General features: G+C 72.6%; 18 protein-coding genes. 12 read left to right on the forward strand and 6 right to left on the reverse strand.

The window, feature by feature from the left end; genetic code table 11:
* Positions 1-156 precede the first annotated feature (156 nt).
* The 8 genes from AC3ERT_RS02545 (at position 157) to AC3ERT_RS02580 (ending at position 9,554) form a co-directional block, all read left to right on the forward strand.
* The gene (locus AC3ERT_RS02545; RefSeq protein ID WP_435172429.1) at positions 157-978 is read left to right on the forward strand and encodes a YcnI family copper-binding membrane protein; all 822 of its coding nucleotides are present in this window, start codon (positions 157-159) and stop codon (positions 976-978) included.
* Between the two features lie 92 nt (positions 979-1,070).
* The gene (locus AC3ERT_RS02550; protein WP_435172431.1) at positions 1,071-1,730 is read left to right on the forward strand and encodes an SCO family protein; all 660 of its coding nucleotides are present in this window, start codon (positions 1,071-1,073) and stop codon (positions 1,728-1,730) included.
* Positions 1,727-2,293 carry a copper chaperone PCu(A)C gene (locus AC3ERT_RS02555; protein ID WP_435172433.1) on the forward strand — a complete coding sequence of 189 codons (567 nt, stop codon included), beginning with the start codon at positions 1,727-1,729 and terminating at the stop codon, positions 2,291-2,293. Before AC3ERT_RS02550 ends, AC3ERT_RS02555 begins: the two co-directional genes overlap by 4 nt.
* A 7-nt stretch (positions 2,294-2,300) precedes the next feature.
* Positions 2,301-4,337, forward strand: a complete 2,037-nt coding sequence (locus tag AC3ERT_RS02560) for a copper resistance protein CopC (RefSeq protein ID WP_435172435.1) — start codon at positions 2,301-2,303, stop codon at positions 4,335-4,337.
* Positions 4,334-5,668 (forward strand): iron uptake transporter deferrochelatase/peroxidase subunit, encoded by a 1,335-nt coding sequence (efeB, locus tag AC3ERT_RS02565; RefSeq protein WP_435172437.1) that lies wholly within the window; start codon positions 4,334-4,336, stop codon positions 5,666-5,668. Before AC3ERT_RS02560 ends, efeB begins: the two co-directional genes overlap by 4 nt.
* A gap of 141 nt (positions 5,669-5,809) precedes the next feature.
* Entirely contained in the window at positions 5,810-6,739 is a 930-nt protein-coding gene (pheA, locus tag AC3ERT_RS02570; protein ID WP_435127505.1) for a prephenate dehydratase, read from the forward strand.
* A 668-nt stretch (positions 6,740-7,407) separates the two neighbouring features.
* Positions 7,408-8,706 carry a serine--tRNA ligase gene (serS, locus tag AC3ERT_RS02575; protein ID WP_335971659.1) on the forward strand — a complete coding sequence of 433 codons (1,299 nt, stop codon included), beginning with the start codon at positions 7,408-7,410 and terminating at the stop codon, positions 8,704-8,706.
* The gene (locus AC3ERT_RS02580; RefSeq protein ID WP_435127503.1) at positions 8,703-9,554 is read left to right on the forward strand and encodes an HAD family hydrolase; all 852 of its coding nucleotides are present in this window, start codon (positions 8,703-8,705) and stop codon (positions 9,552-9,554) included. The genes serS and AC3ERT_RS02580 overlap by 4 nt, the downstream gene beginning before the upstream one ends.
* Here the strand turns inward: AC3ERT_RS02580 and AC3ERT_RS02585 are convergent.
* The 5 genes from AC3ERT_RS02585 to AC3ERT_RS02605 all read right to left on the reverse strand — a co-directional run bounded on the left by AC3ERT_RS02585 (position 9,532) and on the right by AC3ERT_RS02605 (position 14,002).
* The gene (locus tag AC3ERT_RS02585) at positions 9,532-10,296 is read right to left on the reverse strand and encodes a rhomboid-like protein (protein WP_435127501.1); all 765 of its coding nucleotides are present in this window, start codon (positions 10,294-10,296) and stop codon (positions 9,532-9,534) included. The two genes, AC3ERT_RS02580 and AC3ERT_RS02585, sit on opposite strands and share 23 nt — an antisense overlap.
* Before the next feature lie 114 nt (positions 10,297-10,410).
* Positions 10,411-11,202: an ABC transporter permease subunit gene (locus AC3ERT_RS02590; RefSeq protein WP_435127499.1), complete on the reverse strand. Its 792-nt coding sequence runs from the start codon at positions 11,200-11,202 to the stop codon at positions 10,411-10,413.
* A 12-nt stretch (positions 11,203-11,214) separates the two neighbouring features.
* Positions 11,215-12,132, reverse strand: a complete 918-nt coding sequence (locus AC3ERT_RS02595) for an ABC transporter ATP-binding protein (RefSeq protein WP_335971667.1) — start codon at positions 12,130-12,132, stop codon at positions 11,215-11,217.
* On the reverse strand, positions 12,129-13,028 hold the full coding sequence (locus tag AC3ERT_RS02600; RefSeq protein ID WP_335971669.1) for an ABC transporter permease: 900 nt from the start codon (positions 13,026-13,028) through the stop codon (positions 12,129-12,131). Before AC3ERT_RS02600 ends, AC3ERT_RS02595 begins: the two co-directional genes overlap by 4 nt.
* A complete protein-coding gene (locus tag AC3ERT_RS02605; RefSeq protein ID WP_335972216.1) occupies positions 13,025-14,002 on the reverse strand; it encodes an ABC transporter ATP-binding protein in 978 nt (325 codons plus the stop codon). Before AC3ERT_RS02605 ends, AC3ERT_RS02600 begins: the two co-directional genes overlap by 4 nt.
* 211 nt (positions 14,003-14,213) lie before the next feature.
* On the opposite strand from AC3ERT_RS02605, the gene AC3ERT_RS02610 reads away from it, so the two are divergent.
* The 3 genes from AC3ERT_RS02610 (at position 14,214) to AC3ERT_RS02620 (ending at position 18,239) form a co-directional block, all read left to right on the forward strand.
* Positions 14,214-16,130 (forward strand): SDR family oxidoreductase, encoded by a 1,917-nt coding sequence (locus tag AC3ERT_RS02610; protein ID WP_435172438.1) that lies wholly within the window; start codon positions 14,214-14,216, stop codon positions 16,128-16,130.
* A 146-nt stretch (positions 16,131-16,276) separates the two neighbouring features.
* Positions 16,277-17,188 (forward strand): metal-dependent hydrolase, encoded by a 912-nt coding sequence (locus AC3ERT_RS02615; RefSeq protein WP_435127494.1) that lies wholly within the window; start codon positions 16,277-16,279, stop codon positions 17,186-17,188.
* A 34-nt stretch (positions 17,189-17,222) separates the two neighbouring features.
* Complete coding sequence (locus tag AC3ERT_RS02620; protein ID WP_435127492.1) at positions 17,223-18,239, forward strand: MerR family transcriptional regulator; 1,017 nt, start codon at positions 17,223-17,225, stop codon at positions 18,237-18,239.
* 39 nt (positions 18,240-18,278) lie between these two features.
* Here the strand turns inward: AC3ERT_RS02620 and AC3ERT_RS02625 are convergent, their stop codons facing one another.
* A complete protein-coding gene (locus AC3ERT_RS02625; protein ID WP_435127490.1) occupies positions 18,279-19,181 on the reverse strand; it encodes an LLM class flavin-dependent oxidoreductase in 903 nt (300 codons plus the stop codon).
* A 113-nt stretch (positions 19,182-19,294) separates the two neighbouring features.
* Between AC3ERT_RS02625 and AC3ERT_RS02630 the strand changes: the two genes are divergently transcribed.
* The gene (locus AC3ERT_RS02630) at positions 19,295-19,516 is read left to right on the forward strand and encodes a hypothetical protein (protein ID WP_335971679.1); all 222 of its coding nucleotides are present in this window, start codon (positions 19,295-19,297) and stop codon (positions 19,514-19,516) included.
* Positions 19,517-19,538 lie beyond the last annotated feature (22 nt).

Genomic DNA, 19,538 nt, shown 5'->3' on the forward strand with positions numbered 1-19,538 from the left:
CGAGGTCCCCGCACCGCACGCCCTTGAGGACGCGCGGCCGCGGAGCCCGGGCACGGGTACGCGCACGGGCTCGGGGCGGCTGCCCGCGTCATCCCGCGCACCCTGTGTGCGCGGCCCACCGTCAGCGCACCACTTCCACGTGGAGATACCCCTGCCATGAGCAGTTCCCGTATGCGCGGCCGTGCCGCGACCGTCGCCGCGCTCGCCGGCTCGGCCGTCCTGCTGGCCGCCGTACCCGCCTTCGCCCATGTCACCGTGCAGCCGAGCACGGCCGCCAAGGGCAGTTACAGCACCGTCTCGTTCAAGGTGCCGTGCGAGGAGGACAACGCCTCCACCGTCAAGCTGGAGGTGAACCTCCCCACCGACCACCCGATCGCCTCGGTGTCGATCCAGCCGGTGCCCGGGTGGACCGCGAAGGTCACCACGACCAAGCTCACCACGCCGCTGAAGACCGACGACGGCACGGTCACCTCGGCCGTCACCAAGATCACCTGGACCGGGGGGAAGATCGAGCCCGGGCAGTTCCAGCAGTTCCCGGTCTCCCTCGGGCCGCTGCCGGAGGACACCGGCACGCTGACGTTCAAGGCGCTCCAGACCTACAGCGACGGCAACGTGGTGCGGTGGATCGAGGTCCCGCAGGCCGGGCAGCCCGAGCCGCAGAACCCGGCGCCCTCCCTCCAGCTCACCGAAGCGGACAGCGGCTCCGGCGCGACGCCCACCGCCACCGGCAGCGCCGCGTCGGCCCCGCAGTCCGGCACCGCCGCGGCGAGCACCACCGCGTCGGCCGGTGACAGCGACGGCACCGCCCGCGCGCTGGGCATCGCCGGGATCGTGGTCGGCGTGATCGGCGTCGGCTTCGGCGTGTACGGCGGGCGGCGGCGTACGGCCCCGGCCGGCACCACCTGCGGCAGCGGCGGCTCGGGCTCGTCCGCGGGCGCCGGTGACGGCTCCGGTGACGGCTCCTCGCCCTCGGCCTGACCGGTCCCCTGCCGGGCGGCCGCGGTGCGCGCACCGTACGACCGCGGCCGCCCGGCCCCTTCGAGCACTCGCGAACAGGAACCACATCTCTCATGCGCACCAACGTCAAACTCGGCGCCGTCGCCGCGACCGCCTCGGCCGCCCTCCTGCTCACCGCGTGCGGGGGCTCCTCCTCCGGCAGCGACTCCAACGCCGCGGCCGTCGTGTCGACCGCCGCCTCCCAGGGACCCGGCGTCGCCCTGGACACGCCGTTCGCCAAGCCCGCGCTGGTCCTCACCGACAACCACGGCAAGCAGTTCGACCTGGTCAAGCAGACCGCCGGGCACCCGGTGCTGCTCTACTTCGGCTACACCCACTGCCCCGACGTGTGCCCGACCACGATGAGCGACATCGCACTGGCCAAGTCCAAGCTGTCCAAGGCCGACCAGGCGAAGCTCCAGGTGGTCTTCATCAGCTCAGACCCCACCCGCGACACCCCGGCCCGGCTGAACTCCTGGCTCGGCGCGATCGACAAGAGCTTCATCGGGCTGACCGGCAAGTTCAGCACCATCCAGGCCGCCGCCCGCACGCTCGGCGTCGGCATCGACCCGCCGGTCAAGGAGAAGGACGGCAGCATCACCGTCACCCACGGCGCCGAGGTGCTGGCCTTCTGGCCGAAGGACAACAAGGCCCACGTGCTGTACATGTCCGGCACCAGCGCGGACCAGTACGCGCGCGCCCTGCCGAAGATCATCAGGAGTGAGCGGTCGTGACCGCGACCAGGTCCGCGGGGCGGCGCACCCGGGTCGGCGCGGCCGCGCTGGTGGTGCTCGCCGCGGTGGCCACCGGCGGCAGCATGGCGCTGACCGGCTGCTCGTCCTCGGCAGGCTCGACGGCGGGCTCGAAGGCGGCCTCGTCCGGCGCGTCGGGCGCCGACGGCGCGAACGCCAAGGCCGGCAGTCCCGCCGCGCTCGCGGTCAGCGGCGGCTACATACCGCAGCCGCTGCTGACGGACATGGCCGCGGCGTACTTCACCGTCACCAACACCGGCGGGACCGCGGCCCAGCTCACGTCGGTGACCAGCGGCCTGGCCGCGCACGCCACCTTGCACACCACCTCGAACGACACCATGCAGCAGGTGATGTCGCTGACCGTGCCGGCCGGCGGCAAGCTCACGCTGAGCACCGGCGGCGACCACGTGATGCTGGAGGACCTCACCCACAAGCCCGCGGTCGGCGACAAGGTGACGCTCACCCTGCACTTCGCACACGCCACGCCCGCCGCGGTGACCGTCACCGTGCCGGTGCGCCCGACGACGTACCAACCGGAGGGCTGACCCGCCGATGGACACACGGTCGTACGCAGGACCGCCCGGCGCCCGGCGGTCGTGGCCGCGGCGCGCGGCGGCGCTGCTCGTCGGGCTCGGGGCGCTGGTCGGGCTGCTGCTCGGCACCGCCGTGCCCGCCTCGGCGCACGCGGCACTGATCGGGACCGACCCAGCCGACGGGTCGGTGGTCAAGACCGCGCCGCAGCGGGTGGTGCTCACCTTCTCCGAGGGCGTGCTGCTGTCCGACGACTCGCTGCGGGTGCTCGACCCGCACGGCACCGATGTCGCCGCCGGCACCCCGGGGCACGCGCAGGGCAAGAACTCGGGGGCGACCTCGACCGTCGCCCTCAAGTCGGGCCTGGGCGACGGCACCTACACCGTCGCCTGGCGGGCGATCTCCCAGGACAGCCACCCCGTCTCCGGCGCCTTCACCTTCTCGATCGGCGCGCCCTCCCGGACCGACGTCGACCTGTCGGGCGTCGCGGCGCGCGGCGGCGGTGCGGCCGGCACGCTCTACGGTGTCGGCCGCTACGTCGCCTACGCCGGCTTCGCGCTGCTCGTCGGCGCCTCGGTGTTCCTGTCGGTGTGCTGGCCGCGCGGTGCGCTGCTGCGGCCGCTCCAGCGGATCGCGGCGACCGGCTGGGTGGCGATGGCCGCCTCCACGATCGCCTTGCTGCTGCTGCGCGGGCCCTACGTCAACGGCAAGGGGCTCGGGCAGGCGCTCGACCTCGGGGTGATGCGGGACCAGCTCCAGACCAGGCCGGGGGCCGCGCTGCTGTCCCGGCTGCTGCTGCTCGCGGCGGCCGCGGTGTTCCTCGCGGTGCTGTTCGGCTCCTACGCCCGGCGGGAGGACCCGGAGGAACGGGCGGACCTCGCCTGGGGGCTGGGCATCGGCGGCACGGTGATCGCCGTCGGCATCGCGGCGACCTGGGCGATGGCCGAGCACGCCTCGGTGGGCATCCAGCACCAGGTCGCGATGCCGGTCGACGTGGTGCACCTGCTGTCCATGGCGGTCTGGCTGGGCGGGCTGATCACGCTGCTGACCGCGCTGTGGGCGCCCTCGCTCGCGGGCCGCCCGATCGAGCCGTACGCGGTGCGCCGCTTCTCGCTGCTCGGGCTCATCGCGGTCACCCTGCTCGTCGGCACCGGTGTCTACCAGGCGTGGCGCCAGATGGGCAGCTGGCGGGCCTTCACCGACACCTCCTACGGGCGGCTGCTGCTGATCAAGATCGGGCTGGTCTGCGCGCTGGTGGCCGTCGCCTGGTTCTCCCGCCGCTGGACCGCGCGGCTCGGCCGGACCCCGGCCACCGCCACGGCCGCAGTCGCGACCACGGCCACAGCCACGGCCGCTGCCGCGACGGCGGCGCCCGCCTCGGTCCCGGCGGCGGCCGCCGACCGTACGAAACCGGCGGTCGCGGCCTCCGGCAGCGGCGGTGCGGGTGGCGCGGACAGCGCCCGGGCCCAGCAACTGCGGCGCCAGCAGGCCGCCCGCAGCGCGGCGCGGGCCCGCAAGGTGCTGGCCGCGGACCCTTTCCGGGGGGCGCTGCGACGTTCGGTGCTGGCCGAGGCGGCGGTCGCGGTGGTACTGCTCGGTGTGACCACGGTCCTGTCCGGCTCGCAGCCGGGGCGGGCCGCGGAGGAGCAGAAGGCCCTGGCCCCGGCGCCGTCCGCGTCCTCCGGCACGGGCACCACCTCCTCGGACCAGGCGCCGATCGCGGTCACCGTGCCCTATGACACCGGTGGCCCGAAGGGGAAGGGCACCGCGGCGGTCACGGTGACGCCGGGACGCGCCGCCACCCCGAACCAGGTGCGGCTCGTCCTCAAGAACACCGCCGGGACCCCGGTCGACGTGCCCGAGGTGCGGTTGGCCTTCACGCTGCCCGCGCAGAACCTCGGTCCCATCCCGATCACGCTCAAACACACCGGCACCGGCAGTTGGACGGCGAGCGCGGCCCAACTGCCGCTCCCGGGCACCTGGCAGATGTCGGTCACGGTCCGCACTTCGGACATCGACGAGGTGACGGAGACGAAGAAGGTGAAGGTCACTTCGTGAGTGCCACGGACAGGACGGCGGGACGCTCCGCCGGGAAAACCTCCGGTCAGGTCTCAGGCGCGGGCGGGGCCGGCCCCGAAGCCGCCGAAGCGGCGGCCCGGCCCGGGGTCAGCCGCCGACGGCTGCTGGGCACCGCCGGCGCGGCGGGAGCGGCCGGGCTGGTGGTCGGCGGCGGCGCGGGCGCCGCGGTGGCCACCGGCACCCGTGACGAGCCGACCGCCCTGACGACCGTCGGCTCCGCGCACGTCCCGTTCGAGGGCGTGCACCAGGCCGGGATCGCCGACCCCGCGCAGGCGTGCGGCCACCTGGTCGCCTTCGACCTCAAGGCGGGCGCGGACCGCAAGGCGGCGGCCGCCCTGCTGCGCCGCTGGTCGAACGCGGCACGGGACATGACCGCGGCCGGCCGCCCCACCACGCCGGCGGCGTACGACGACCAGGTGGCCGACGACGCGGGCCCCTCCTCCCTGACCGTCACCTTCGGTTTCGGACGCAGCTTCTTCACGCGGACCGGGCTGACGTCCAAGCTGCCGACCGCCCTGGCGCCGCTGCCGGACTTCCCCGCGGACCGGCTCGACCCCAAGCTCAGCAACGGCGACCTGTGGGTGCAGATCGGCGCCGACGACGCGCTGGTCGCCTTCCACGCCCTGCGCGTGCTCCAGAAGGCCGCCGCCGGGACCGCGACCGTGCGCTGGCAGATGAACGGCTTCAACCGCACCCCCGGCGCCACCGACCGGCCCCGCACCGCGCGCAACCTCATGGGGCAGATCGACGGCACGAACAACCCCAAGCCGACCGACGCGGACTTCGACAAGCGGATCTTCGTACCGGCGACCGGCTCTCCCGACTGGATGGCGGGCGGCTCGTACGCGGTCGTCCGCCGGATCAGGATGCTGCTGGACACCTGGGACCACTTGTCGGTGGCCGAGCAGGAGCGGGTGGTGGGGCGCCGCAAGTCCGACGGCGCTCCCCTGTCCGGCGGCGTGGAGACCACCCCCGTCCAGCTCGACAAGATCAACGCCGACCGGTCGCTCGCGATCGCCGGTGACGCCCACATCCGGCTGGCCGCGCCCGCCTCCAACAGCGGTGCGGCCATGCTGCGCCGTGCCTTCTCCTACCACGACGGGTTCGGTGCGGACGGCACCCCGGACGCGGGGCTGCTGTTCGTCGCCTGGCAGGCCGACCCGATGACGGGCTTCGTGCCGGTCCAGCGCAAGCTCGACGGCGCCGACGGGCTGTCCCGCTTCCTGCGCCACGAGGCGAGCGGGCTGTTCGCGGTGCCGGGCGGGGCGGGGAAAGGGGAGTACGTGGGCCAGCGCCTGCTGGAGGGCTGAGCGTCGAGCCCGCACGGCGGGAGGGCTGGCGCGCGGGCGCCCGGCGCTGGGCTCCCGCGTGTCTCGTACGTCCGTGCGACGTCCTGGGAACAACCGTACGGGACGGGCGGGTGCGGCCGCGTGGGCCATTAGGCTGAACTCATGTCGTCGGCGAGCCGTTACACGTATCTGGGGCCTGAGGGCACCTTCACCGAGGCCGCGCTGCGCACGCTGCCCGAGTCCGCCACCCGCGAGCTGGTCCCGATGGTGTCCGTGGCAGCGGCGCTGGACGCGGTGCGCAACGGCGAGGCGGGCGGCGCGCTGGTGCCGATCGAGAACTCGGTGGAGGGCGGCATCACCACGACCCTCGACGAGCTGGCGTTCGGCACCCCGCTGATGATCTACCGCGAGGTGCTGCTGCCGATCGCGTTCGCGCTGCTGGTCCGGCCGGGCACGAAGCTGTCGGACGTGAAGACCGTGACCGGCCACCCCGCCGCCCAGGTGCAGGTCCGGCAGTGGCTGACGAAGCACCTGCCGGACGCGGTCTGGGAGTCGGCCGCCTCGAACGCGGACGGCGCCCGGCTGGTCCAGGAGTCGCGCTACGACGGCGCCTTCGCCGGCGAGTTCGCCGCTCCGACCTACGGGCTCGAACCGCTGGCCACCGAGATCCACGACGCCTCGAACGCCACCACCCGCTTCGTGTTGGTGGGCCGGCCGGCGCGGATGGCGGCACCCACCGGGGCGGACAAGACGTCGGCGGTGTTCTGGCTGCGCGACGACCACCCGGGCGCGCTGCTCGACCTGCTCCAGGAGTTCGCGATCCGCGGGGTGAACCTGATGCGGATCGAGTCCCGGCCGACCGGCCAGGGGCTGGGGCAGTACTGCTTCTCCGTGGACGCGGAGGGCCACCTGACCGACCGGCGGGTGAGCGAGACGCTGCTCGGGCTGCACCGGCGCTGCCTGAAGGTGCGGCTGCTCGGGTCGTACCCGCGTGCGGACGAGATCGCGCCCGTGGTGCGCCGCGGTGCGAGCGACGAGGAGTTCACCGCGGCGGCGGACTGGCTCAACCGGGCGCTCGACGGCCGCGCCTGAGGTCTTCCCGGGCAGAGACGGGCCGCGACCAAGGGCCGCAGTGTGACACGGCGTGACCACCACCCCGCGCCCTCTGGCGTTTGCCTTGGCTTTGCCCACCAGCCATCTTGCGAGTTGTCCACAGAGTTATCCACAGGGCCGGCGCGCAGCCTGTGGGTAACTGGGGACAAGTCGACAGCGAAAAGCGGCCAAGTCGACAAATTGGTACACAGCCGCCAGCTCGCCCCGGAGTGCGACACATCACCCCGCGTCACCCCAAATCCCCCTCGCCATCCTCCCGGGGGAACAGATCTCACCCGAAAGTGAGTGTGGAACGGGTTTGCGCGGGGAATCCATAGCCGAACTCCGACCCCGGGAAATGATCTCTCCACTTCTCCACAGATCTCTCCCACACCCTGTGGACAACGGGCCGAGATTTCCCCACCGCCTGTGGATAACTCAGCCGCAGAGGGGCCCGCGCCCCCTCCGGAAGCGACCTCCGCAGTGGATCAACTCCGTTTCTCCACAGGCCGACCGACCCCACCGGGCGACCGCCGGAATTGCGTTGACGCATGGCTTTATCGCCACCTTAGCTACCTTCTTTCGCTTTTCCAGCGAATCGGACATTGCACACATTGCCGCCTTTAAGTTGTCGCCTGAGCCGACTGACGCCGGGTAGCCTGTGGACCGTGATTGACCTTCGCCTGCTTCGTGAGGACCCCGACCGAGTGCGCGCCTCGCAGCGCGCCCGTGGAGAGGACGTCGCGCTCGTCGACGCGCTGCTCTCCGCCGACGAGCGGCGCAGGTCCTCCAGTACCCGCTTCGACGAGCTGCGCGCCGAGCAGAAGCAGCTGGGGCGCCTGGTCTCCAAGGCGCAGGGCGAGGAGCGCGCCGAACTGCTGAGGCGCACCAAGGAGCTGGCCGACTCGGTGAAGGCCGCGGACGCCGAGCAGCAGGAGGCTGCCGAGCAGGCCCAGCAGCTTCTGCTGCGGCTGGGCAACGTGGTGCACCCCGACGCCCCCATCGGCGGCGAGGAGGACTTCGTCGTCCTCGAGACCGTCGGCACCCCCCGCGACTTCGCGGCCGAGGGCTTCACCCCCAAGGACCACCTGGAACTGGGCGAGTTGCTCGGCGCGATCGACACCGACCGCGGGGCCAAGGTGTCGGGCTCGCGCTTCTACTACCTCACCGGCATCGGCGCCCTGCTGGAGCTGGCCCTGGTCAACGCGGCCATCGCGCAGGCCACCGCGGCGGGCTTCACCCCGGTGCTCACCCCGAACCTGGTAAGGCCCGCCGCTATGGCGGGCACCGGTTACCTCGGCCAGGTCGAGGACGACGTCTACTACCTGGAGAAGGACGACCTCTACCTCGTCGGCACCTCCGAGGTCCCGCTCGCCGCCTACCACATGGACGAGATCATCGAGGCGTCCAGGCTGCCGCTGCGGTACGCGGGCTTCTCCGCCTGCTACCGCCGGGAGGCCGGGTCGTACGGCAAGGACACCCGCGGCATCTTCCGGGTGCACCAGTTCGACAAGGTCGAGATGTTCGTCTACACCACGCCGGAGGAGGCCGAGGCGGAGCACCAGCGGCTGCTGGCGTGGGAGAAGCAGTGGCTGTCCTCCCTGGAACTGCCGTTCCAGGTGATCGAGCTGGCCTCGGGCGACCTGGGGGCCTCCGCGTCGCGCAAGTTCGACTGCGAGGCGTGGGTGCCCACCCAGGGCAAGTACCGCGAGCTGACCTCCACCTCCAACACCACGCAGTTCCAGGCCCGCCGCCTCGGCATCCGGATGCGCGACAGCGACGGCACCCGGCCGCTCGCCACTCTCAACGGCACGCTGTGCGCGGTGACCCGCACCATCGTCGCCCTGCTGGAGAACCACCAGCTGGCCGACGGCTCGGTCCGGGTGCCCGAGGTCCTGCGGCCGTACCTGGGCGGGCGCGAGGTGCTGGAGCCCACCGCGGCCGTCGCGAAGTCCGCCGCCAAGTGACCGCGCCCGGGTCGGCCGCGGCCGACGTCCCCGCCACCGGCCCGCTGCCGTACCGGCTGGTCGCCACCGACCTCGACGGCACCCTGCTGCGCGAGGACGGCACCGTCTCGCCGCGCACCCGCGCCGCTCTCGCCGCCGTGACCGGAGCGGGCGCGGCGCACATCATCGTCACCGGCCGCTCGGTGCCCTGGACCCGCCACATCCTGGACCACCTCGGCTACCAGGGGCTCGCCGTGTGCGGCCAGGGCGCCCAGGTGTACGACGCGGGCAGCGACCGCCTGCTCACCTCGGTCACGCTGGACCGCAAGCTGGCCGCGGTGGCGCTCGCCAAGATCGAGGCCGAGGTCGGCCGCCTCGCCGTGGCGGCCAGCCGGGACGGCCTCGAGGGCGAGGTGCTGGTCGGCGAGGGCTACGTCTACAACCCCGAGCTGCCGGTCATCCACATGACCGGGAGCGACGAGCTGTGGGCCGAGCCGATCAACAAGCTCTACATCCAGCACCCCGACCTGGACGACGACGCGCTCGCCGACGCGGCCAGGGCCGTCGCCGGGGACCTGGTGGGCGTCGTCATGGCCGGCCGGCGCATCGTGGAACTGCTGCCGCTCGGCCTCACCAAGGCGACCGGGCTGTCCCTGGCCGCCAGGCGGCTGGGCGCGGCCGCGGCCCGAACCATCGCGTTCGGGGACATGCCGAACGACGTGCCGATGTTCCGCTGGGCCGGGCACGGCGTGGCGATGGCAGGCGCCCACCCCGACCTGAAGGCCGTGGCCGACGAGATCACCCTGTCCAACGACGAGGACGGCATCGCTGTGGTGCTGGAGCGCCTCATGGGCGCGGCCGCTTCCTGACCCCTCGGCGGTCCGCGGCCTGGTCCGGGTCCGGAGGGGGAGCCGGGGTCGGGGGCGGCGGCAAGGGCGTCAGGGCGTAGCAGCACAGCCCGATCAGCACCGCGGTGAAGTGGCCGAGGTCGGTGAAGGTGTCGTTGTCCACCAGGCGGTAGCCGAACAGCCCGACCAGCACCACCGCGTAGGGCCAGCGCAGGCGGCGCGGCAGCCGGTAGGTGAGGACCCCGGCGACCCCCGCGAGGCCGTAGCTGACGCCGATGTCCACGGTGTACGCCAGGGAGTGCGGCAGGCGGTTGTCCCGGATGTCGAGGAAGACCGCCTTCTGGCTGAGCAGTGTGGCGCCCACGTGCGCGAAGACGGCGGTCGCGAGCCAGCGCGCGGTGCCCAGCCAGCGCTCCGCGGTGGCGTGCACCACCTCGAACAGCACCACGTACAAGGCGAGGCCGGACGGCCCCTGTATCCACAGCGCGCTGGCGACCAGCACCCGGATCGGGTGCAGGCGCAGCTCCACCAGGTTGGTGCTGACCTCGTGCAACAGGTGGGTGCGCACATCGGCCGGCAGCAGCGCGGCGACCGTACTGGTGACCAGGATGATCAGCAGCCAGATATGGGTGCCAGGAGTGGAGCGCACCCAGGCGACGGCGGCGCGCCGCAGGTCGGCGGGGGCCGGCCGGTGGCGCGGGGCGGCCGATCCGGGGACACCGCCCTGGGACGGCGGCGTGCGGGGAGAGGAGTCCTGGACCATCCCTTCCAGTCTCGGACCGTTCGCTGTGTGCCGCAGGCGAACGCCCCGGCCGCCTGGAGTCCTCGCCTCCTGGCAGCCGGGGCGCCGCGGTTTCGGCGGGCGGTTCGCGCCGCCCTACTCGTCGCCGACCGGCTTCAGGGTGCTCAGCCGCCGCGCCGCGTACCAGGTGCCCAGGACGGTGACCGCGACGAGCAGGACGATGCCCGTCGGCAGCGACACCGCCGAGGTGACGAGGCCGCCGTGCGCGGCCTCGGCGCCGACGGCGAGCGCCCACTGCTGGACGCTGAGCGTCTGCGCGCCGGGCACCAGGTTGCCGATCACCGTCTCCCACACCAGCGCGTACACGAGCCCGACGACGACCGCGTGCCGGGTGACCACCCCGAGCAGCAGGAAGACCGCGGCATAGGCGACGGACCCGACGGCGGTGGCGATGCCGTACGCGACCGCGATGTTCGCGCTGTTGCCGTTGAGCAGATAACCCGCGAGCAGGGTGGGGACCGCGGAGAAGGCGAGGGTGACACCGATGGCGACCAGCAGCTTGGTGCAGATGATCGTGGAACGCCTGATCGGCTTGGCGAGGAGGTAGACGATGGCGCCGTCGTCGATCTCCGGAGCGATCGCGCCGGTGCCCGCGATGACGCCCAGCAGCGGCAGCATCGAGCTGAGCGCGAAGCCCTGGAGCATGTCGCTCGCGGTGCCGTCGTCGGCGCCGACCAGGGCGCGGACGAAGGCGGCGATGGCCAGCAGCAGGACGGGCAGCGAGAAGAGCAGCAGGGCACGGCGCCGGCCGAGCAGCGCGCGGTAGGTGAGCCTGGCCACGGTGGGGTGGTAGCAGGAGAAGCCGCCGGTACGGGGTGCCGCGGGCTTGGCGGCGGGCGCGTCGGGAAGCGTGGAGGTGGTGGACATGTCGGTCGTTCCTTACGCCGTGACCAGGTAGGAGAACACGCTTTCCAGCGACTCGTCGGACGGCGAGACCGCGTACAGGCGGATGCCGTGCTCGCGGGCGATCCGCGGCAGATACGCGGTGAAGCCGGCGAAGTCGACCGCCTGGATGCGCAGCGCCCGCTCGGTGGCGTCCAGTTCGATGCCCGCGGTGGAGCCGTGCGCGATGAGCGCCGAGGCGAGCGCGCGGTCGTCGCTGGAGCGCACGAGGTAGCGGTGCGGGCGGTCGGTCATCAGCCGGCGGATCTTGCGGAAGTCACCCGAGGCGGCGTGCCGCCCGGCGACGACGACCTCGATGTGGTGGGCGAGCTGTTCGACCTCCTCCAGGATGTGGGAGGAGAACAGCACGGTCCGGCCGTCCGCGCCCATGGCGCGCAGCAGGTTCATCAGGTGCAGCCGCTGGCGCGGGTCCATGCCGTTGAACGGCTCGTCGAGCAGCAGCACCGACGGGTCGTGCACCAGCGCCGACGCCATCTTGGCGCGCTGCCGCATGCCCTTGCTGTAGGTCTCGATCCGCCGGTCCTGGGCGTACTCCATCTCCACGGTGGCCAGGGCGCGCTGGGCGGCGGCGCCGGGGTCGGCGAGGCCGTGCAGTTCGGCGTTGGCGACGACGAACTCGCGCGCGGTCAGGAAGTCGTACATGGACTCGCGTTCGGGCACGATGCCGATCTGGCGGTAGGCCTGCTCGTTGCGCCAGATGACGGTGCCGTCGAGGGTGACGCTGCCGCCGGAGGGTGCGAGGAAGCCGGCCATCATGTTGATGAGGGTGGACTTGCCGGCGCCGTTGGGGCCGAGCAGCCCGGTGACGCCCGGGCCGATGGACATGGTGACGTCGTTGACGGCCACCACGTTCCCGAACCAGCGGGAGACCGCGTTGATACCGATGGTGGTCACGACAGGCCCGCCTTCCGGTAGCGGCGGATCAGCAGCCCGAAGCTGCCCGCCAGGATCGCCAGGACGACCAGCAGGTACGCGATGCCGGCCGCCGCGTTCGGCGGCCCCGAGGCGTGGGGGAAGGAGGAGGCGGCGCCCAGGAACCAGGTCTGGAAGCCGTCGATCAGGGTGATCGGGGAGAAGAGCCCGAGCCAGCCGATGACGTGCCATTTCTCCTGGTTGTCCGCGACGCCCTGCACCGCGGAGACGGCGCCGTAGCTGATCACGAACAGGGTGATCACCGCGGCGACGCCGAAGCCCCGGCGCGGGGTGACGGCCGCGATCACCAGCCCGATGCCGGCGAACAGGAGGGACAGCAGTGCTGTGGACACCAGGCCCTTCGCAAACCCGGCGGTCTGGTGGCCGAAGCTCAGCTTCGCCAGCAGTGCGCCGATGTAGAGGATCAGCAGGGGGAGCGCGGTCAGCAGGAACAGCGCGGAGGCCATCGCGGCGAACTTCGCGGCCACGTAGTCGACCGCCTCGATCGGCCGCGAGAAGTACAGCGGGGTGGTCTTGAAGCGCAGGTCGCGCGAGACGGCCTGCGGCGCCTGGGAGGCGACGAAGAGCGTGATGACCGCCTGGAGCACGATCGCGTAGCGGGTGTACTGCAGCGGCAGGTCGTTGCGGTCCGTGAAGACCGTGACCGCCACGATGATCAGCGCCGGCAGGCACATCACAGCGAGCAGCAGCATCGGCAGCACCTTGGACTTGGCGCTGCGGCCGAGTCCGTACGCGCCGCGCAGGCTCTGCACGTAGAGCGACTTGCGGGCGTACGCGCGGCCGAGGCGGGGGCCGTGGTACGGGCGGTAGCCGATGTCGTGGATGACGTCCGTGGGCGTCAGGTCGGGCTGGGTCACCGGGTGCTCCTTCCTGTGCCCGCGGGGACGGGGGCGCCGGTGCCAGTGCCGGCGCCGGTCTCCACATCCGCGTCCTCGTTCGCGTCCTCGTCCGAGAAGAGCTCGGCGATCCGGTGGCGGCGCTGCTCCATCCGCACCAGGCCGACGCCCAGTTCGGCCACCGCGTCGCGAACGGTGTCGTACGTCTCGTCGCCGGCGATGTCGACCATCAGCAGGTGGCCGGTGCCGTGGGCGGTCAGCCCGGCGGCGGTCAGCGCCGCGTACAGGTCGTCCTCGCGGTCGGTGACCTCGACGGCGAGGGAGCCCGTGGTCTGGGTGAAGTCGCTGGTGGAAGAGGCCCGCAGCAGCTTGCCGCCGTCGATGACGACGATGTGGTCGCTGGTGCGCTCCAGTTCGCCGAGCAGGTGCGAGGTGACCAGCACCGAGATGCCGAAGTCGGTGTGCACGCGGCGGATCAGGCCGAGCATGTCGTCGCGGCCGACCGGGTCCAGGCCGTTGGTCGGCTCGTCGAGCAGCACCAGCTCCGGGTCGTGGACCAGCGCCTGGGCGAGCTTGACGCGCTGCTTCATGCCCGTGGAGTAGCCGCCCATCGGGCGGTAGCGCTCCTCGTACAGGCCGACGTGGCGCAGCGTGTCGGCGGTGCGCTCGCGGGCGGCGGTGGGCGGCAGCCCGGACATGCGGGCCATGTGCACCACGAACTCCGTCGCCGAGACGTCCGGCGGGAGGCAGTCGTGCTCGGGCATGTAGCCGACCAGGGCACGGATCTCCGCTCCGTCCGAGGCCACGTCGCGACCGAGCACGGTGGCCCGGCCCTCGGTGGCCGGGGCGAGACCGAGCAGGATCTTGATCAGGGTCGACTTGCCGGCTCCGTTGGCGCCCACCAGCCCGGTCACACCGGGCGTGATGTCCACGGTCAGCCGGTCGAGCGCGGTCACCCTCGGGTACCGCTTGCTCAGGCTCTCGGTAGCGATCACATTCACGGCCCCGACGGTAGCGGGCGGTGCGGCCGCCGCGCGTCGCCCGCGGGGCGGTGCTTGCCGTACGACTCACGGTTGACCCCCCCGTAGGGGTTGCCACTCGATCGGGTGAAAGCGCCGTCGGGCGGTACCGGATGTCTTGACGCTGCCATCGGACAATGTCACATTGATCACTGACAGTGTTGGTCGGTGCTGAGGCGGTGACGACATGGACGGCGTAGAAGGCGTGGACGGCAAGGGCGGGACGGACGACGCGGGCGCGGGTACGGGCGCGCGTGCGGATACGGGCGCGGGCGTGGAAGGGGCCGGTGCCGAGCGGGAGACGGCAGCGGCGCGGGACCGCTTCGTGACCGGCGCCGGCGGGGTGCGCCTGTGCGTGACCGAGTACGGCGCCGCGGCCCCGCCCGGCGGCCCGCCGACGGTCGTCCTGGTACACGGCTATCCGGACAGCCAGGAGGTCTGGTCGGCTGTCGCCGAGCGGCTCTCCGACCACTTCCACGTGGTGAGTTATGACGTACGCGGCCACGGCCGCTCGTCCGCGCCGGACCCGCTCAAGGGCGGCTTCACCCTGGAGAAGCTGACCGAGGACTTCCTCGCGGTCGCCGGCGCGGTCAGCCCCGACCGCCCGGTGCACCTGGTCGGCCACGACTGGGGCTCCGTGCAGGGCTGGGAGTTCGCCACTGTCACCGCCACCGAGGGGCGGATCGCCTCGTTCACCTCGATCTCCGGCCCGAGCCTCGACCACTTCGGCCACTGGATCGCACGCAGGCTGCGCCGCCCCACCCCCCGCCGCACCGGCCAACTCCTCAACCAGCTCACCAAGTCGTGGTACGTGTACGCGCTGCACACCCCCGTGCTTCCCGAACTGGCCTGGCGGGGACCGCTCGGCAAGCAGTGGCCGAAGCTGCTCGCCCGGGCCGAGAAGGTCCCGTCCGACGGCTATCCGACCGGCTCCCTCCCGCAGGACGCCGCACACGGAGCCTGGCTCTACCGCGACAACGTCCGGCGCCGGCTCGCCCACCCGCGTCCCGACCCCATCGCCCATGTGCCGGTGCTGCTGATCACCCCCACCCAGGACGCCTTCCTCTCCGAACGGCTCTACGACGACCTCGACCGCTGGGCGCCCCGGTTGACCCGGCGGACCCTGCCCGCGAAGCACTGGGTGCCGCGTTCCCGCCCCGACCAGCTCAGCCGCTGGATCACGGACTTCGTCTCCGCGGCGGAGGGCGCCCCCGCCCCTGGGGAAGAGGAGCAGGACCCCGCCCGGCGGACGGTGCTCGGCCGGGGGCTGGCGGCGGCGCGGGAGCGGTTCGCCGGACAGCTGGTGGTGGTCACCGGCGCGGCCAGCGGCATCGGCCGGGCGACCGCACTCGCCTTCGCCGAGGCCGGCGCACGGGTGGTCGCGGTGGACCGGGACGCGGAGGGCGCCGCCTCGACCGCGGCGGACGCCCGCCGGGCCGGCGCGGCCGACGCCTGGCCGGAGGTGGTCGACGTCGCGGACGCCGGGGCGATGGAGGAGTTCGCGGCCCGCACCGCCGACCTGCGCGGGGTGCCCGACGTTGTGGTGAACAACGCGGGCATCGGGTTGGCCGGCCCGTTCCTCGACACCACAGTGGCGGACTGGCAGCAGGTGCTGGACGTCAACTTGTGGGGGGTGATCCATGGCTGCCGGCTCTTCGGCCGGCAGATGGCCGAGCGCGGCCAGGGCGGCCACATCGTCAACACCGCCTCGGCCGCGGCCTTCCAGCCGTCCAAGGCGTTGCCGGCCTACAGCACTTCGAAGGCGGCCGTGCTGATGCTCAGCGAGTGCCTGCGAGCCGAACTGGCGCCGCACGGCATCGGGGTGAGCGCGATATGCCCCGGCCTGGTCAACACCGCGATCACCGGCAGCGCGCGGCACACAGGAGTCAGCGAGGAGGAGCAGGAGCGGCGGCGGGCCAAGAGCGCCAAGCTGTACGCCCGGCGCAACTACCCGCCGGAGAAGGTGGCTCGGGCCGTGGTGCGCGCGGTGCTCCGGGACACCGCCGTCGTGCCGGTCACCCCGGAGGCACGCGGGGCGCGGTTGCTGTCGCGGATGTCGCCAGGAGCTCTGCGGGCCCTCGCCCGGGTCGACCCGCCGATGTAGCCGGCCGGTGGGGGCGCCCGTGCTCCGACCGACCGCCCACCGCCGACCGCAGTCCGCCGACCAGCCACCCGTCCGTCCTGCCGGCCAGCCGGCCCGCCTCGTCCCGTCCACTCCACCCGCAGAACCCCGTAAGGAGGCCACACCCCGTGAGCCATGCGATCAAACCCCGCCGGGTCACTTTCGACTGGAAGCAGACGCCGCTGCACTGGATTCCGGGCGAGCCGACCGCGACCCACGTGATCAACGTGCTGCATCTGCTGCTGCCCGCGGGCGAGCGGTGGTTCGTGAAGGTGTTCAAGGAAGCCCTGCCGCTGATCACCGACGAGCGCCTGCTCAAGGACGTGAAGGGCTTCATGGGGCAGGAGGCCACGCACAGCGTCCAACACGCCTACGTGCTGGAGCACTTGACCGAGCAGCAGCTCGACACCGCGTCCTACACCCGGCATGTGGAGTGGATGTTCGACGTGCTGCTGGGCGAGCGGCCGCCGTGGGGCCTGCCGGTGCCGCGCCGCGAGTGGCTGCGCTTCCGGCTGTCGCTGATCGCGGCGATCGAGCACTTCACCGCGGTGCTGGGCGACTGGATACTGGACTCGGAGGCGCTCGACGACGCGGGCAGCGACGAGGTCATGCTCGACCTGCTGCGCTGGCACGGCGCCGAGGAGGTCGAGCACCGCTCGGTCGCCTTCGACATGTACCAGCACACCGGTGGCAAGGGCGCGGTGCGCTATCTGCGCCGGGCCGAGGGGATGGCGCTGGCCTGGCCCACCCTGTTCTACCTGTGGGTGGCCGGCGCCCGGTACCTGTTGCGAAACGACCCGCAGCTGGCGCAGGGGCGCTACCGCTTCAAGGACCACCGCGCCGCCGCCCGCCGCGGCCTGGTCCCCTCCTGGGCCTCGCTGCACGCGGCCATGCCCCGCTACCTGCGCCGGTCGTACCATCCGTCGCAGGAAGGGTCGTTGCACAAGGCGGTGGACTACCTGGCGATATCCCCGGCCGCGCAGGCCGTCGCCGGGACGACCGCCCGCGACCAAGCGGCGGGACGGCCCGCCGCCTCCTGACCCATCGCACCGCACAGCAGCGAGGAGCACGACCGTGACCACCGCGGAAGAGCAGCGCGCCTACCGGATCGAGGAGTTGTCCCGCCTCAGCGGCACCACGGTCCGCACCATCAGGGCGTACACCGACCGCGGCCTGCTGCCCAAACCCGGGCGGCAGGGCCGGGCCAATGTCTACGACGGCACGCACCTGGTCCGGCTGCGGCAGATCGCCGACCTGCTGGAGCGCGGGTACACGCTGGCCAGCATCAAGGAGTTGCTCGCCGCCTGGGACTCCGGGACCGGGCTCGGCGGCGTGCTCGGGCTGGTCGGGGAGGTGGACCGGCCGTGGTCCGACGAGTCGCCGGCCCGGATAGCACTGGCGGAGCTGACCGAGTCGTTCGGCGGGGTGATGGACCTGGGGGCGGTCGAGGAGGCGCTGCGGCTGGGCGTCCTGGAGGCGGTGCCCGGGCATGACGACGAGTTTCTGGCACCGAGCCCCAGCGAACTGGCCGTCGCCGCCGAGCTGCACCGCGCCGGGGTGCCGCTGTCCGCGATCACCGGGCATCTGCAGGAAGTGCGCGGCCAGGTCGAGCACATCTCCGAGCGGTTCCTGGAGTTCACCACCGAGCACGTCTTCCAGCGCTTCCTCCAGCACCCGCCGACGGCGGAGGACGCCACCGAGGCGATCGACCTCATCCGGCGGCTGCGCCCGCTCGCCCAGCAGACCGTGGACGCCGAACTGGCGCGCGCGATGCGGCTGCGGGCCACCGAGCACATCCGGCGCCACCTGGGCGACGCCGCCCTGCAGTCGGCAGCACCCGAGCAGCAGCCCGCACCCGCGCCCCCGCCGGCCCCTGTACCCCCACCGGCCCCAACGCCGCAGCCCGCCCCCGCCGCTGCACCTCGTGCCGCGTCCGAGCCGGTCTCCGTCCTGCTGCCCGCCACCACCGTCGGCGCCGTACGGGACCTGGTGGGTGCGGAGCGCATCGCGGAGTTCGTCGCGGCGGCCGCCGACCGTGAGGCGGCCGCCCGCCGGATGGACGCGCTGGCCGGGCGGGCAGCCGCACCATGACCCCCGGCGCCGTACGTCCCTGGCCGGCGCCGAGCGGTATCAGCCGAGCTGCCCGGGCGCCTCGATGGCGATCTGCTCGAAGATCGCGTGGTCGTAGCCGAAGTCGGAGTCGGGGATCGGCCAGTGCATGACGATCTCGTCGATCCCGGCCTCGAGGTGCCGCCCGGCGAAGTCGACGAAGGCGTCCAGCGAGCTGAACGGGGCGGCCCGGTCCGGGGTGAAACCGGTCAGCAGCACCTTGGGCACCCCGGCCGGGTCGCGGGCGGCGTCGCGCAGCGCCGAGCCGAGCCGTTCGACCTGGTCCCGGATCGCCGCCAGCGACTGCTGCGGGGTCCCCGTCTCGTAGAGCGCCGGGTCGCCCGTGGTCACCCATGCCTGGCCGTACTTCGCGGCCAGCTTCATGCCGCGTGGCCCGGTGGCCGCCACGGCGAACGGCAGCCGCGGACTCTGCACGCAGCCGGGGATATTGCGTGCCTCGACCGCCGAGTAGTAGCTGCCCCCGAAGGTGATGTCGCCCTGGCTGAGCAGCCGGTCGAGCAGTTCGACGAACTCCGCGAACCGGTCGGCCCGTTCGCGCGGCGACCATGCCTCCTGCCCGAGCACCAAGGCGTCGAAGCCGGTCCCGCCGGCCCCGATCCCCAGCGTCACCCGCCCGCCGCTGACGTCGTCCAGGGTCATCAGCTCCTTCGCCAGCGGAACCGGATGCCGGAAGTTCGGCGAGGTCACGAGGGTGCCCAGGCGGATGGAGGTGGTCGCCCCGGCGGCGGCGGTCAGGGTCGGGATCGCCCCGAACCACGTCCGGTCCCGGAACGGGACCCGCCACGACAGGTGGTCGTAGGTGTAGGCCGCGTGGAAGCCCAGCTCCTCCGCCCCCTCCCACACCTTCCGCCCCTCGGCCCAGCGGTAGATCGGCAGGATCACAGTGCTCAGTCGCATAGGCATGACCTTACGAGCAACGAACCCCGTACCAGTGGCGACAACACATGGCCGTACCACGACGGCAGTCTCGTGGAAGCGGACGACGAAGCGCGCATCGGCTCGCTACCGCGGCTGAGATGAGCACACGCGGCACCGCCGAACTGGACGCGCTGATCGAGAAAGCGACCGTTGAGACGTTCGACGAGGTCGAGGCGGTCAACGGATTCCTGGCGGTCATCGACGAGTACCTGGCCGTTCCGTTCGCCACGACCGTCCTGGAGCGACCCGGACAGGCGGCGAGGCGCGGCGGAGGACGACATGAGCACCGTCACCGATCTCGCACCGGTCCTACGACGTAGCGCCGAACTGAAGGAAGACCTC

This window comes from Actinacidiphila sp. bgisy145 (assembly GCF_057708125.1).